The organism is Halanaerobium kushneri, from assembly GCF_900156285.1.
Classification (GTDB): Bacteria; Bacillota; Halanaerobiia; order Halanaerobiales; family Halanaerobiaceae; genus Halanaerobium; species Halanaerobium kushneri.
The window spans coordinates 59,413-75,261 of the sequence record NZ_FTNC01000001.1 but is presented as its reverse complement, the minus strand read 5'-3'; the positions used below and the strand labels follow the sequence as shown (position 1 = coordinate 75,261).

At 33.1% G+C, this 15,849-nt stretch carries 10 protein-coding genes; 2 read left to right on the top strand and 8 right to left on the bottom strand.

What is annotated here, in order from left to right; translation table 11 throughout:
• The first annotated feature begins 187 nt into the window (after positions 1–187).
• Positions 188–1,777, top strand: a complete 1,590-nt coding sequence (locus tag BW929_RS00295) for a DEAD/DEAH box helicase (RefSeq protein WP_076543372.1) — start codon at positions 188–190, stop codon at positions 1,775–1,777.
• A gap of 92 nt (positions 1,778–1,869) precedes the next feature.
• On the opposite strand, the gene BW929_RS00290 is transcribed toward BW929_RS00295, so the two are convergent.
• The 8 genes from BW929_RS00290 to BW929_RS00255 form a co-directional block, all read right to left on the bottom strand.
• Complete coding sequence (locus BW929_RS00290; protein ID WP_076543371.1) at positions 1,870–4,056, bottom strand: alpha-galactosidase; 2,187 nt, start codon at positions 4,054–4,056, stop codon at positions 1,870–1,872.
• 62 nt (positions 4,057–4,118) lie between these two features.
• Positions 4,119–6,338, bottom strand: coding sequence for a glycosyltransferase (locus BW929_RS00285; protein ID WP_076543370.1), 2,220 nt, complete (start codon positions 6,336–6,338; stop codon positions 4,119–4,121).
• The gene (locus BW929_RS00280; RefSeq protein ID WP_076543369.1) at positions 6,325–7,386 is read right to left on the bottom strand and encodes a lysylphosphatidylglycerol synthase transmembrane domain-containing protein; all 1,062 of its coding nucleotides are present in this window, start codon (positions 7,384–7,386) and stop codon (positions 6,325–6,327) included. Before BW929_RS00280 ends, BW929_RS00285 begins: the two co-directional genes overlap by 14 nt.
• A 192-nt stretch (positions 7,387–7,578) precedes the next feature.
• Complete coding sequence (locus BW929_RS00275) at positions 7,579–8,598, bottom strand: LacI family DNA-binding transcriptional regulator (protein ID WP_076543368.1); 1,020 nt, start codon at positions 8,596–8,598, stop codon at positions 7,579–7,581.
• A gap of 135 nt (positions 8,599–8,733) precedes the next feature.
• The gene (locus tag BW929_RS00270; RefSeq protein WP_076543367.1) at positions 8,734–9,609 is read right to left on the bottom strand and encodes a sugar ABC transporter permease; all 876 of its coding nucleotides are present in this window, start codon (positions 9,607–9,609) and stop codon (positions 8,734–8,736) included.
• A gap of 14 nt (positions 9,610–9,623) precedes the next feature.
• Positions 9,624–10,565, bottom strand: a complete 942-nt coding sequence (locus BW929_RS00265) for a carbohydrate ABC transporter permease (protein WP_076543366.1) — start codon at positions 10,563–10,565, stop codon at positions 9,624–9,626.
• Positions 10,566–10,636: 71 nt separating this feature from the next.
• A complete protein-coding gene (locus BW929_RS00260; protein WP_076543365.1) occupies positions 10,637–11,911 on the bottom strand; it encodes an extracellular solute-binding protein in 1,275 nt (424 codons plus the stop codon).
• Between the two features lie 25 nt (positions 11,912–11,936).
• The gene (locus tag BW929_RS00255) at positions 11,937–14,345 is read right to left on the bottom strand and encodes a glycoside hydrolase family 31 protein (protein ID WP_076543364.1); all 2,409 of its coding nucleotides are present in this window, start codon (positions 14,343–14,345) and stop codon (positions 11,937–11,939) included.
• 224 nt (positions 14,346–14,569) lie between these two features.
• On the opposite strand from BW929_RS00255, the gene BW929_RS00250 reads away from it, so the two are divergent.
• Positions 14,570–15,847 carry an ATP-binding protein gene (locus tag BW929_RS00250; RefSeq protein WP_084566031.1) on the top strand — a complete coding sequence of 426 codons (1,278 nt, stop codon included), beginning with the start codon at positions 14,570–14,572 and terminating at the stop codon, positions 15,845–15,847.
• Positions 15,848–15,849: the final 2 nt, after the last annotated feature.

Sequence of the window (15,849 nt, the reverse complement as noted above, 5' to 3'; positions counted from 1 at the left end):
TTAGTGTTTTACAACTTAATAGATAATATAGCAACTAAGCCCTGACTATATGTTTGTAGTCGGGGTTTTTTAGTATCTACCTATAAGAATAAATTTATCAACCGGATGCAGTATTATTTGTTAAGAAAATGGCATAGTTGGTAGGTTTAGTATAAGAATATAATTAAAAAAGGAAGTGGAAGTAAATTTGCAAAAGATTAAATTTAATGAATTGAATGTATCAGACGAGATTTTAAAAGCAGTTGAAGAAATGGGTTTTGAAGAAACAACTCCTATTCAGACAAATGCTATTCCAGCTGTTCTTGATGGTAAAGATATTGTAGGACAGGCTCAGACAGGGACTGGTAAAACAGCTGCCTTTGGTATTCCCCTCCTGGAGGAAATGGATGCTGAAAATAAAAATCCTCAGGCAATTATTCTCTGTCCAACAAGAGAACTGGCTATACAGGTATCGGAAGAATTAAAAAGACTGGCAAAATACAAAAACAGAATTTATACTCTCCCTGTTTATGGTGGGCAGTCCATTGGCCGTCAGATTAAAGCCTTAAATAAGGGGGTTCAGATTGTAATTGGTACACCTGGAAGAGTAATGGATCACATTCGTCGGGGAACTTTAAAACTTGATAACATAGATTATTTTGTCCTTGATGAGGCTGATGTAATGCTTGATATGGGCTTTATTGATGATATTGAGACTATATTAAGGGATATTCCCGAAGAGAGACAGACTCTCTTCTTTTCTGCAACTATTCCAAAATCTATAAAGAGATTAAGTAAAAAATATCAAAAAAAATCGGAATTTTTAAGAGTTGCTCACGAAAAATTAACTGTGCCTTCTATTGACCAGTATTATTATGAAATAAGAAGACATGATAAACTAAAAGCTTTAACCAGAATTCTCGATTTAAGCAATCCTGAGCTGGCCATTGTCTTCTGTAATACCAGAAAAATGGTGGATGAATTAAACATTAAACTACAGGCCCGTGGATATCTTGCAGATGCTATTCATGGTGGCTTAAATCAAAATCAGCGTGATCGAGTAATGGGTAAATTTAGAAATGGAATTATTGAAATACTGGTAGCTACTGATGTCGCAGCCCGGGGAATCGATGTAGATGATGTGGAAGCAGTATTTAATTATGATCTACCACAGGATACTGATTATTATGTCCACAGAATTGGTCGTACAGGTAGAGCCGGTAAAAGTGGTGAAGCTCACAACTTTGTAGTTGGAAAAGATATTTATAAACTAAGAGATATTCAAAAATTCACCCAATCAAAAATTAAAAGATCTGAAATTCCTTCTCAATCTGATATTGAAGCAGCTCAATTTGAGCAATTTAGTGATGAATTGGGTACTTATATGGATTCAACTGATTTAGGGAAATATATTGAATTAATTGAAGACTTAATTGACGAGCAGTATTCTGCTCTAGAAATTGCTGCTGCCCTGATGAAAAAATCGATGGAAAGAGAAGACGAAGAAGACCAGAATGAAAATTCAGGTCAGAGCTTTGGTGATACAGGAGCGGAACCGGGGATGGTTAGATTGTTTATTAATATTGGTAAAAAAGATAAAGTATCACCCCGCCATATTGTAGGTGCTATCGCTGGAGAAACAGGAATGCCAGGTGGTCTAATTGGAGCAATTGATATTTATGACAATTTTACCTTTGTTGAAGTTCCCAGAGAAAAAGGACATGAAGTATTACAAATTATGAAAGACAATTATATCAAGGGAACAAAAATCAATATTGAGGCTGCAAGATCTAAATAATTATAAAAATAATTTAATTACCATTTACTATTTAAAGAGATACTTTGATTGTGCAATCAAAGTATCTCTTTTTTTTACTATAAAGTAAATTTTCAAACAGCTTTAAATCTCCATATTTTAGAAGTGAAATCCGATTTTAAAAATGGAATTTTAAGACCATAATTCATTAATTCATCGCCACCATACACCTTACCACTATCTAAATCTTTATAATCCTGATCAGCATTTAATCCTTTCAATTTTATAAACTGTTCTTTTGGGTTCGGAGCAGCAAGCACCTGATAAAATCCAGCTAAAACCTCTTTTTTCTCCTGCCCAACATAAGACCAGGCAGTAAAATTACCCTCAAAAGGACTTTTCAAACGATAAAAATCACCGAACTGGACCAGCCGTCTGATATCTTTATAATGATTGACCTGTTTTTTTACTGCTTCCATTTCCTCTTTGTTTAATTTTGTAATATCAAGCTCATAGCCTAAGTTCCCAAAACTTGCTACATCATATCGCATCTTAAGTGAGGTGCTGCGTTCCACCTGATGGTTGGGTACTGCAGAAACATGAGCTCCCATTGCTGATGCTGGATAAACGATTGAAGTCCCATACTGGATCTTTAATCTTTCTACTGCATCTGTATCATCACTGGTCCAGGTTTGAGGCATATAATAGAGCATTCCCGGGTCAAAACGACCTCCACCACCGGCACAGCTTTCAAATAAAATTTCAGGGAATTCAGCTCTAAGCTCCTCTAAAACTCTGTATAAACCCAGAATATAGCGGTGATTTAACTCGCGTTGACGCTCAGCAGCAAGCTCTAAGGATCCATATTCGGTCATTGGTCTATTCATATCCCATTTAACATAGCTGATATTTGCTTTATTTAAAACGGCAGATACTCTTTTTATTATATAGTTCTGAACATCTTGTCTACTTAAATCCAGGATTAACTGCTGTCTCGAAAGTGAGGATTCTCTATTTTCAACCTGAATTGCCCATTCAGGATGTTCACGATACAAATCACTGTCAGGAGAAATCATTTCCGGTTCAAACCAGAGACCAAAATCCATTCCTAATTTATTGATTTCAGCTGCCAAATATTTGAGACCACCGGATAGCTTTTCTTTGTTTACATACCAGTCTCCCAGAGAAGAAGTATCATCATTACGCTTACCAAACCAGCCATCATCAAGCACAAAAAGTTCAATATCAACTTCTGCAGCAGCTGCTGCCATTTCTAGGATTTTAGCAGCATCAAAATCAAAATAGGTCCCCTCCCAGTTATTGATTAATACAGGCCTTTCTTTATCTCTGTGTTTACCTCTGGCCAGGCGACTCCTAAAAAGCTGATGATAATTCTGTGACATTTTATTTAAACCCTGATCGGAATAATTCATTACAACCTCAGGAGTCTGGAAACTCTGACCACTTTCCAGCAGCCAATTAAAATTAAAGGGATTTATCCCCATATTAAATCTTGTTTTTCCATAATGGTTTCTTTCAGCCTGAGCAATAAAGTTGGCAGAATATACAAGACTAAATCCATAAACCTGACCCTGGTATTCATCAGCAGCTGGTTCTACTAAAGCAGCAAAAGGATTTTGCTGGTGGCTGCTGCCTCCTCTTTTACTGTCAACTCTGGTTATCCCCTGTTCTAGTGGACGGCGGATAATATCTCTTTCTCTGCCCCAGGCACCGGATAGCTGTAATAACTCAAAATCTTTATTCTCAAAATCAATACTCATCGAGAGAGCTCTTTTGAGATTAATTTTTTGCTTACCTTTATTTATAAAGCGAGCTGAACGAGTAATAACTGGATAATCCCTAAAAATTGTATAAGTTAAAATAACTTCTAAATCCAAAACTTGATCATAAAGAGTTATTTCCAGGCTCTCTGCTTCTGCATCATTTTCTACATAAGTTGCAGGTAAACCGGTTAATTTTTTCTTCCCTGCATAAATCCGATGATCTTTATATTTTAAATCAGCAATAATTGATCCAGATTCGGATTCAATTTGATAAGCAGGCTCTCTAAAATCTGACTGACCAAAAGAAGGATATTCCCGTGCAATATTTTCCAGAATAAAACCGGTATCCTCTTTAACTGCATAAGCCTCATAGGGACGATGTTGAGAGATACTATATCTTTCCAGTCTTTCTGCTTTTTTTATTTTTTTACCCCAGTAAAGATGGCCCAGCTGACCATTTTTTAATATTTTTATTACATAACTGATTTCTTTATTCTGTAAATGAAAAATATTTTTATCTTTAAAAAAATCAATCATCACATATTACCTCCTGTTTGATTAAATCTGCTTGATTAAATTAGTATAGTTCATTGTAACAATCACTGATATTTTTTTAGCTGTAAGATTCTGCAATAAAGTTCTTCTGCTGTCTCAGCCATCTGATCAATAGAATAGCTTTCGGCCATTTCTCTTGCATTTTGAGCTGTTTTTTCAAAATCATCATTACTATTTAATATATCTATAATTCGACTGCTCCACTGATCTGTGTCTTCCTCCGTTTTATAGCCATTATAATCATTTTTAATAACATCATCTATTCCACTCGATTTAACAGCAACTACAGGATTATAACCGGCCATTGCTTCTAGTAAAACCATACCCTGAGTTTCCGTAGTCGAAGCAAAAACAAATAAATCTGCAGCCAAATAATATTTAGCCATTTCTCTAAAGTCAACAGCTCCAATAAGCTCAATCTCATTTTCCAGCTGATTCTCCTCAATAAAACTTTCTATATTATCTTTTTCTGAACCACTGCCAATAATAATTAATTTAAAATTAAGATTACTTTTTTCTTTTAAGGTTTTAATACCATTTAAAAGAAAATATAGATTCTTTTCTTTAGATAGTCTGGAAACTGAAATTAAAAGCTGCTCCGCGTCACCAATTAATTTTTTTCTCAATTTATTAATCACTTCATCCGGGCAATTATAATGATCAAAATCTATTCCAGTTGGCATCACTTTAATAAATCTGCTAACCCCAACATTACGCAGATATTCCTTAGTTGATTCTGTTGGAGCAAAAACAGCATCTGTATTATTGGCAAAATTTCTGATCAGAAAATGCGAAAGTCTGTTTTTAAAAAACTTACGCATGAATAAAATATTTGGTACATAATGTGAGTATTTTTCCAGTCGAGTGTGATAGGTAAAGGCAAGCGGAAGATTAAATTTTTCGGCAAGTTTGCGCCCTTTATTTCCCAACCAGAAGGGATGATGAGCGTGAACAAGATCAAAATTTCCCGCTTTAAAATCTTTTTTTATCTGAGGTGAATAAATATTGGTTACTGGAAAAGCCAGCCCAGATTCTTCATAATAATAAATAGAATTACAGCGAATTATATCGGTTTCATCCTCAGTCTGTTCCTTATACTCTGGAGCAAAAATTTTAACCTGATGGCCTCTATTTCTCAGAGCTTTTGCCAGTCTCTGTATTGAAATTGGAACACCGCCAATGACCGGAAAATAATTATTGGTAAACATCGCAATTTTCAGTTTCTGTTCCTTAATTTTTTTATTAGAATAGGCAAAATCACGATAATAATCTACCTCTTTATTAATCTCCCGATGCAGAATATAAAAAACAGTCAAAGCAATAAATAATACAATTAAAATATTAATATAATTAGCATAAAAAAACGACTGCAGTGCAACCCAGATATTCACAAGCAGTTTCGAAAAAGTACTGGGGTTATTTTCGAGTCGCTCAACACTTACTTCCACTCCTGAATCTGATACATTTACTAAAAGGTAGTGATAAAAACTATTATCATTATCAAAAATTAACTCACCACCAGCACCACCACTAATATAATAATCAACCCCCTTAATTTCTTCCTGATGATATATTTCAATATTAGAAGAAAAAACGGAGTCCACATTATAACGACTAAATAAATCCTGATAAAAATTCCTTAAATCTTCTGATTCAATATATTTAAAGTCATCATCATCTTTAAGAATTTCATTATCAATTTTAACCGGAGTTTTATTCATTATAACAAACTTTTTATCATAACTTACTGCTCGCTCAAGTTGACTCTGCAGCCACTGCTGCTGCCAGCTTAAATTTGTATTTTCCGTTGTATCTAAAAAGATAAAATAAGAATTATCAATTTGAAAAGAAAAATAAAAGGGACCAAAATACTTATAAAAGTTTTCATTCCCATCATCTCTCATTTCCCTGCTCCCAATTGCAGTTAAAAAAGGAATATTTGTTTTTCCCAGAGTACGATAAAAAACTCTATATTTTGTTTCATCTCCATCACGCAAATTATTTCCAGTTGACAGTATAAAATCCACATTATCTTTCTTTATTTTTTCTAAAATTCGATTATCAAAAATAGAAATAGAATTTTCTATATTACCAACTACAGCAAAAGAATAATTTTTTTGATCAACATTATCTTTAATTAAATCCATATTCTTAACATTTACAGCATTAAAATCCTGAATTGTATAAGGGACATAGATTTTATAAGAAAATAAAATTAAGATAATTATTATCAAAATAAATATATAGACTTTACTCTTCTTCAACTTCTATCCCCCCTCTAATAATTAAATGAAAAAAAACAAAAACTCCAATTAAAATACCAACATATTTGCTAAAAAATCTCCAATAAAATAATAGAGGAAAGAGATCACTCTGATTAACGAATTTGGAAAACAGAAGTGAATAACCCCCTTCTGCAATTCCTGCTGCCCCTGGAGTAGGAGCAAAGTACATAATAAAAACAACCAATACCTGGAGAGTTAAAATTCTAAAAAAATGAATTTCATATCCAAGACCCTTCAAAATAAGATAAGAAAAAGAAAACTCTGCCAGCAGAAAAATAACTGTAAATAAAAAAGACAGAAAAACATATATTTTCTTCCCCTGAATAAAAAATGCCAGATCTTCAGAAAAGAGTTCCAGATTTTTAAAAATATATCTGGTAATTTTTCTAAAACGCTTTTTGGTCAGCAGATGTTTAGACTTTAAAAAATAAAAAAACTTATAAATTATTTTCATAATCGTTCTTAGTTTGAAAATCAAAAGATAAAAAACCAGAATGTATAAAGCCAGAAATAATCCCAGATAAACAAAGATATAATCTCCTGGAAGTAAATTGAGCATTGAGCGATTACGAAACACAATCAGTGGCACACTTAAAAATAACATTGTCGCTGACAATAAAGTTCTGATTAAAACAGCTGCTGAAGATTTACCTAGAGGAATTCCTTTCTTTTGCAGAAAATAAACCTGAGCAAAACCTCCTCCGGTTGCAAGTGGGGTAATATTCGAAATAAAGATATTTATAAAAACTAATTTATAAACATTCCAGAATGAAATGCCGGCATTCAAAGTTTTTAAGACAAAATATAGTCTTAAACCATCAAAAATAAAATAGAAAAATAACAGAGTAAATAAGGAAATTAAAATCTTGGTTGAAAAAGAAAATAAGACATCTAAATTACTCCCCTGAGAATATATTTTATTAACATAATACAGCGAAACTGCTGAAATTAGTAAAAAGAGAGCAAAATATAGAAGAGAATTTTTGATATTAAAATATTTATCTACAAAATTCTTTTTATCTGACATTTGATTTCTCCCTTCTATTAATTAATAATCTAACTAAATCATAATAATTCAAATATAAATACCTAATATAATTTCTCTAAAACAATTATATTATAAGAAAAGCTGAAAGTAAAAAAAGATATCTGACAAATTTCGTTAAATTTTTTAAGAAAAAATCCGACAGAAATAATCTGTCGGAATCTAAAATGTAAATTAATTTAATTTTTTACAGGAGCTTCTTTCTATAATCTTAGCCGGTACAATTGTATGCTGATACTTGTCAATCTGACCATTAATAACTCCGATTAATAACTCAGTTGCTTTATTACCGAGTAAATAAATATTAATATCTACTGTTGTTAAAGGTGGAGAGACAATTTTTGACATTGGATTATTATTAAAACCAACTATTGATATATCTTCTGGTATACTCATCTGTAGATCATTCATAGCCTGCATAATTGTATAAGCCATGGTATCGCTCATCCCATAAAAAGCTGTGATTTCTGGATATTCTTTGATCATTTTTTGAGAAAGCATATAAATACTCTGATAATCAATTTTTTCGGACTGAACAATTAATTCATCCTTAATTTTTAAATTGTTTTTACGCAAAGAGTTTTTATATCCCTGAAGACGGTCCTCATTCATTATATAATTTTCGTCGCCAACGATCATGGCAATATTTCGATGACCATTTGCAATTAAATAATCCACAACTCTTTCACTGGCAGCTATATTATCATTATTAACCCAGTAATATTTATCCTGTTCTTCCGGGCGACCAACAATTACAAAAGGAAAATTTATTTTAGTTAGCTCATCAATTAAACCATCCTCTTTCTTGGCACGCAGAAGTAAAACTCCATCAATCTGTTTGCCCCTAACAGCATTTAGAACAGTCTTTTTTTCTTCATCTTCTCCATTGCTGGTTAGTAACAGTAAATTAAACCCCTTTGAATGTGCCAGAACACCTATTCCGCGTAAAATTTCTGAATAAAAAGGGTCAGCAAAAGCTTCTTCTGTTGAATAAGGGATCACAAGTCCCAGATTATGTGATCGCTGTTTGACCAGATTACGGGCATTTATATTGGGATGATAGCCTATTTCATCCATAATTTTTCTAACCTTAAATTTAGTTTCTTCACTAATCCGAGAACTGTCATTAATGACTCGAGATACTGTGGATGGCGCTACACCAGCTCTTTTTGCCACATCTTTTAAAGTAGGCATATTTGATCAATCCTTATAATTTAGTTAAGATAGATAATAAATCTCTGTCAATATTATATAACAATTTTACTCAGATTTAAATATAATATGGCAATTATTCTAATTTAAGCTCATCAATGGTTTTTAAACTTAAAATTAACCTTTTACACCACCCAGAGTCAGACCACCAACTAAAAATCTGGATAACAGTAAGAAAACTGCCATAACAGGTAGCATAATTAGTACAGAAGCAGCTGCAAATTCTGCCCAGGCAGTGTTAAACTGACCGGCCAGATTGGTTAACCCTACTGGCAGAGTATATAAACTATTGTCTGTCATTACCACTCGGGCCACCATATATTCATTCCAGGCTGTCATAAAAGAAAATAAGGCTGTAATTACCAGTGCCGGTTTTGCCAGGGGCAAAATTATCTTATAAAATGCCTGGAACTGATTTAAGCCATCAACCAGTGCTGCTTCTTCAAGACTTTCCGGAATTGTATCATAATATCCCTTCATCTGCCAGACACATAAAGGTAGAGCTGTCGAAGAATACATGATAATTAAACCTATGTGAGCTTTAGCCATTCCCAAAAATGGAACTACAACTGTTTGATCAGTTAAACCAAACTGGGCCAGCAGAATGTACATCGGCAGCAAAAGCATTGTAGCAGGAAACATCTGAGTGAGCAGAAAAAATGTTAGACCGGATTTGCGCCCCGGAAATCTCTTGCGAGAAAAAACATAGCCAGCTGTTGATGCTAAAGAAACTCCTATAACCACTGTAAAGAAAGTCACCAGCAGTGAGTTTCTCAACCAGATTAAAAAACCTTTATCAAAAATCAAAGTTTTATAGGCATCAAAGGTTGCATCATCAGGAATAATAGCCAGGCTTGTAGAATGTAGTGAATCTCCCGGTCTTAAGGAAGTACCAAAAACTCTTAAGGCCGGATAAACTGCGATTACCACAGAAATAAGTAATATTATATGGAATACTATTCGCTTCCATTTGCTATCTTTTTTTACTGACATTTAATTACCTCCCTTTAGTCTTCATTTATATAGTCAATAAAACTAATTGCCCAGACTAATAAAATAACAAAAATAATTAATGAAAATGCTGCTGCATATCCATATCGATAAAACTCAAAAGCAGAACGATAAACATGGGTAACCAGAATATCTATTTTATTTGTTAAGGTGTTTTGAGTTAAAAGATAAATAACTCTTAAATTATTAAAAGTCCAGACAACTCCCAAAATTACAGCAGGTAACATAACTGGTTTTAATAGAGGTAGAGTGATATGTTTAATCTGCTGCCAGTTACTGGCTCCATCAATTTCTGCTGCCTCATAAAAATTAGGATCAATACTCTGCAGACCACCAAGAGCAATCATCATCATAAATGGAATTCCAAGCCAGATATTAACAATTAAGGCTGCCGAAAAACCTGTACTTGCCTGACTTAGCCAGGCCACCCCCGGTACACCAATTTTCCTTAAAAGTAAATTTACTGCTCCATAACGAAAATTAAACATACCCTTCCAGATTAAAACTACTATATACTGAGGAATAGCCCAGGGAATTACTAATAAAGTTCTATAAATTGATTTAAACATTAAATCACGATCAAGTATAATGGCATAAAATATTCCAAAACCTACATGAGCTACAACATTAATAACTGTCCAGGCAACAGTTCTCAGTAAAATAATCCAGAATGAACTTTCAGTTATAATCTGAATAAAATTGTCAATCCCAATATAGCTAAGCTGATCACTTTGAATAAACTGTCTCATGTTATACATATTGAGATTAGAAAAAGCAAGCCTAAAGTTATAAAAAAATGGGTAAATCACAACAAATAAAACCACTATAAAAGCCGGCAGCAACATCATATAAGAAAATTTGTGTTCTCTCCAGAAATCTTTGATAGAAAAATTTGATAAGGCTGATGTAAACCTTAAGTTTTCATCAGATTGGCTCATTTAATTACCTCCCTTTTTCATAAAGAAAAAGAGGGGATTAGTCCCCCCTTTTTAGTTGTAAAATGACTTTTTTACTGCATGCTCTTAATATTTTCTTCTGCTTCTTTCTGCATTTGTTCAGCAGCTGCTTCTGGAGATAAATCTCCACTCATAACACTCTGCAGAGCTGGTCTTACAGCATCCCAGATACCTCTCATCTCCGGTACTACTGGCATCGCCTTTCCTTTTCTTAACTGTTCTGCAGAACCTTTCATAATTGGATCATTCTGAATCTGTGGTAATCCATAAGCATGATCATTACTTGGTAGGAAATTATTATCAACATAAAGCTCCTGAGCTGCAGTACTTGTCATAAAATCAATAAACTTAATTGCAGCAATCTGTTTTTGTTCAGGTAGATCTGACAGCATAATAAAGCCTTTACCACTGGTCATCGGCTGGCCATATTTACCTGTTTTATCGAATTTAGGTATTGGTGCTACACCTAAATCAATATTATCGGCATTTTTATAACCCTCAATTGACCAGTCTCCATTAATAATAAAGGCAACATCGCCTTTTTTAAAGAGACTATCCATCAGATCATAATCAGATTCTTTAGGTACAATTTCATATTCAAACTTCAGGTCGTGAACAAACTGCAGAGAATCTACAGTAGCTTCTGTATTTAATGTTGGCTTATAATCTTCGTCAAAAACCCAGCCGCCAAAGCCACCGTGGAAAGCAGCCCACCAGAAGGGCTCATTTAAATTATATGCTAAGCCATATTTATCAACTAGACCATCACCATCTTCATCAACTGTATTTGCTTTTGCAACTTTAATTAACTCAGACCAGGTTTCTGGGGCTTGATCTACAATCTTTTTATTATACATTAACATTAAATGATTTCCCATAGTTACAGGAACACCATAAGTTTTACCATGTAAACTCATACCTGGCAGAGCAGCATCAATATACTTATCTTTCATATCCTGACTCATCAGTTTATCTAATGGCTGAGCAAGTCCCATAATTGAAAATGGACCAATATGATCAAAAGGGCTTAATACAAGATCTGGTCCCTGTCCACCCATATAAGCAGTTTGGGTGTTCTGTCTGAGATCCTCAACACTACCTGCATGAGTTCTTTCTACAGTAACATTTGGATATTTGTTTTCAAATTTTTTGATTAAGGGATCTAAAATTTCATTATCAATTCTTTCTTCATCGGCTTCCCATAATTTTAGTGTTACCTGATCAGTAATTTCCTTTTTATCTAGATTCTGCTGAGCAGCAACACCTCCAGAAAAAATAAGTGCTAAAGCTAAAACTAAAATTGAAACTTTGATAATTGACTTTCTCATTAATAATTCCTCCTTTTAATTTGTTTTAACTTAATCCTATGGTAATTTTATTTATAACAACTGGAACTTTAAATTCCAGTGTGTTATCAGAGTAAATAAACTCATTTAAATTATTACCATCAACATAGATATTTTGAGGATCCTTATTTAAATTATTGAAAATCAACTTATAATCTTTAAATTCCTGCTGATAGTTTTCTTCTGTTCTTTCTATATTAAAAATTATCTGATTATCAGTATATTGATAATTAAAATCTGTCAAATTATAGATACCATCCTGATAGTTATATGAGATACCATCATCATCGTATAGACTGTAATTACCTAAATTATTATCTTCAGTTAAGAAAATATTTAATTTCAGTGATTCAATTTTTTCTTCTTCAACATAGTTTAATTTTTTATTAAGCGGAATAATACTTCCTGCTCTAACAAAAAGTGGTAGAGTATCTAATGGTGCATCAACTATAATATGGTCTCCACCCTGATAAATTTCCTTTGTCCAGAAATCAATCCATTTTCCTTCCGGCAGATAAAGCATTCTTTTTTTCTGATCCGGCTGATATACTGGAGCTACCAATAAACTCTCTCCAATCATAAACTGATCAGATAAATTTTCACATTTTTGATCTTCTGGAAATTCCATTATTAGAGGTCTCATAACAGGAATACCAGTTTGAGAAGCCTGATAGAAAAGATTATAAAGATGAGTAATTAATTTATATCTCAGCTCAATATATTTTTTAATTATTTTTTCATGCTTTGCTCCAAAAGACCAGGGCTCCTGAGAAATTGCTCTAACCTCACAATGATTTCTAAAGAAAGGAACAAAAGCTCCCATCTGAGTCCAGCGGGTTAAGAGTTCCCCATTACTGTTGCCTGTAAAACCTCCAACATCTGTTCCACAAAAACTTACCCCTGACATGCCCAGATTCATCAGCATTGGCATCGCAATTTTTATATGATCCCAGAAACTTCGGTTATCTCCAGTCCAGACAGCTGAATAACGCTGAATACCAGCAAAACCTGACCTGGTTAGCACAAATGGTCTTTCATTTTCAAGGCTTTCTTTTAAACCTTCAAAAGTAGCCTTATCCTCTAAAAAGCCATAAAGATTATGAAACCTGCGGTGAGTTCCAGGATCTCCATCATTCTGATGCATTACATTTACATCCATAGTATCAGTTTTATTAAAGACAGCTGGCTCATTCATGTCATTCCAGATACCCTTAATTCCTAATTCCACATAATCTTTCTGCAGACCGGCCCACCAGTCTCTTACCTCTGACTGAGTAAAATCTGGAAAAGCACATTTTCCCGGCCAGACCTTATCTATAAAAACCTTACCATCAAGATATTTACAGAAATAGTCATTTTCCATACCTTCCTGATAAAGCTTATATTCAGGATCTCTTTTTACCCCCGGGTCTATTATTGTAACTCCTTTGATTCCATTGTCAGCCATATTAGTAAACATAGCCTCTGGGTCAGGAAAACGATCTTCATCCCAGGTGTAAATCTTATATTCGTCCATATAATGGATATCAAAATGAAAAGCATCACAGGGAATTTCTTTGTCTCTAAAGGTCTTTACCAGCTGTTCAACCTCAGCCTGAGGATAATAGCTATAGCGTGACTGGTGATAGCCAAGTGACCATTTGGGTGGCAAAGGCATTCTGCCGGTTATATTTGAGTATTTCTGAATTACTTCTTTTATGGAGGGACCATTTAAAAAATAGTAATCCAGATCTCCACCTTCAGCCCAGAAAGAATAATAATCCTGCCCCTCACTTCCAAGATCAAAAAAGCTTCTATAGGAATTATCAAAATAAATACCATAACTATTTTCAGGGCTGTAAGAAATCAAAAAGGGAATCGATTGATATAAGGGATCAGTATCATCAACATGGGGCACAAAAGTATCATGATTCCACATTTCATAACGTCTGCCCTTTTTATCAAGCCAGCCTGTTTTCTCACCCAGACCATAAAACCTTTCGTTATTTTTAAAAGATTTCCAGGCTCTTACTTTCTGCTTTTTCCAGCCCAGAGCATGATTAGAATAATCTTGATGGATTAAATTGCCTTTTTTATCATAAACTTTAAGTAAAAACTTATCTTTTTTTACTTTAAGCAAAAGTTTTTCAGTTTCAATAATAATTTGATTATCCTTTTCTTTAATATCAAAATTATCATAGCTTAAATTATGTTTAATTACTGCTGGGGTACTCCGGTAATTTATAGATTGATTGGAATGAGCCATAATCAGCCTAAAACTGTCAGCACTTAAAAATTTTATAACAGCCTCTGCATGTTTAAACTCAAATATAATTTTGTTATTCCTTATCCTATAATTTAAAATACCCTGCAGTTTATTATAATCACTGCTGTCATCTCTGCTTTTACCCTGCAGTAGAGCTTCACTATTATCCATTAAAAAACTCCTTTCAAACTTCAAATCAAACAATAAATTAATTGCGCAATCGTTTGCACAATTCGACAAAAAAATATTATTTAGTGCTTTTCTCAATTTATATATTAATATATATCAAAAAATTTTGCAAGGATTTTTTAGAAATTTTTTATCTCTCATGTAAAAATTAGGTCAAATCTGTTATAATAACTAATAATATTAAGATAATACAGGGGGGAAATAGCTTGCATGATAATCAATTACTAAATATTTTAAAATCTACTGAAAAAATAATTCTATTTAGAGAAGTTAAAGAAAATAAAATTATTAGTAGTTTAAAAGAAATTGCAGATCAATTAGATAATTCTGATCAAACTCTAACTAATTTAATTTATGAGCTTATTGAGTTAAATATCAAAGAAGGTCTGCAGGGGGATATCTGGCATAACTATCTCAAAAAAATTGTCACTGATTCTGAAAATATCTTTTCTTTAAAAGCTGAAAAAGGTACAATAGATCAAGATTCCAGCCTCTACCTGCTGGCAAAAAATGATATTAAAATTATCACCACTTTATTTTCATTTTCTTTTAATGATCTGCTTATTAACCTTGATTTTGAGGATTTTGAACATCTAGGTAATTTTAAACTAGCTGAAACAGATCGAAATCTTGAGAAAGAAAATTTATTTAAAAAACTCTTTGTCTCTGCTTCTATTGATGATAATTTAAAAGCGTTAATAAATTTTTATTATAATCATGGTGCTTCTATTTTAAATGAAAGCCGAGCTTTTTTCTGGCAGGATAACAAATTAACTCGAGTCAATAATTCTGATCCAATTACTTTTGCGAATCTAATTTCTTATCAAAAAACACAGCAAAAATTAATAGAAAACACTAAAAGTTTTTTAAATGGATTTCAGGCTCATAATGTACTGCTCTATGGAGATAGTGGTACAGGCAAATCATCTTCTGTTAAGGCCCTGGTTAACAAATTTTATCAGCAGGGACTTCGTTTAATAGAAATAAATAGCTCTCAAATTAAAGAATTACCCTCAATTCTTGAATACTTAAATGAACGAGGACTTTATTTTATAATTTTTATGGATGATCTTTCTTTTGAAGAGTTCGAAACAGATTATAAATATTTAAAAGCAGTTATGGAGGGCGGAATTGAATCCCGACCAGATAATGTTCTATTTTATGCCACAAGTAATCGCAGACATCTGGTTAGAGAAAAGTGGCAGGATCGAGAATCGGAAATCCATGAAAATGATATTTTAAATGAAAAATTATCGCTTTCGGAAAGATTTGGTCTGACTTTAATGTTTTCTAATCCAGCCCAGGATGAGTATTTAAAAATAGTCAAAGGTCTGGCTGCTCAGGAGAATATTAATCTTAAAAAAGATGAATTAGAAAAAAGAGCACTGCAGTGGAGCAGATGGAATAATGGTCGTTCCGGACGTTCAGCCAGACAGTTTATAGATCAACTGTTAAAAGAAAATCATTTTCAAAAATCAAGATAATA

Bases quoted from the DNA above. Each gene is read 5' to 3' on its own strand.
- BW929_RS00265 (WP_076543366.1), bottom strand. From the start codon at position 10,565: ATGAGCCAATCTGATGAAAACTTAAGGTTTACATCAGCCTTATCAAAT.
- BW929_RS00275 (WP_076543368.1), bottom strand. From the start codon at position 8,598: ATGCCTACTTTAAAAGATGTGGCAAAAAGAGCTGGTGTAGCGCCATCC.
- BW929_RS00290 (WP_076543371.1), bottom strand. From the start codon at position 4,056: ATGATTGATTTTTTTAAAGATAAAAATATTTTTCATTTACAGAATAAA.
- BW929_RS00280 (WP_076543369.1), bottom strand. From the start codon at position 7,386: ATGTCAGATAAAAAGAATTTTGTAGATAAATATTTTAATATCAAAAAT.
- BW929_RS00255 (WP_076543364.1), bottom strand. From the start codon at position 14,345: ATGGATAATAGTGAAGCTCTACTGCAGGGTAAAAGCAGAGATGACAGC.
- BW929_RS00260 (WP_076543365.1), bottom strand. From the start codon at position 11,911: ATGAGAAAGTCAATTATCAAAGTTTCAATTTTAGTTTTAGCTTTAGCA.
- BW929_RS00270 (WP_076543367.1), bottom strand. From the start codon at position 9,609: ATGTCAGTAAAAAAAGATAGCAAATGGAAGCGAATAGTATTCCATATA.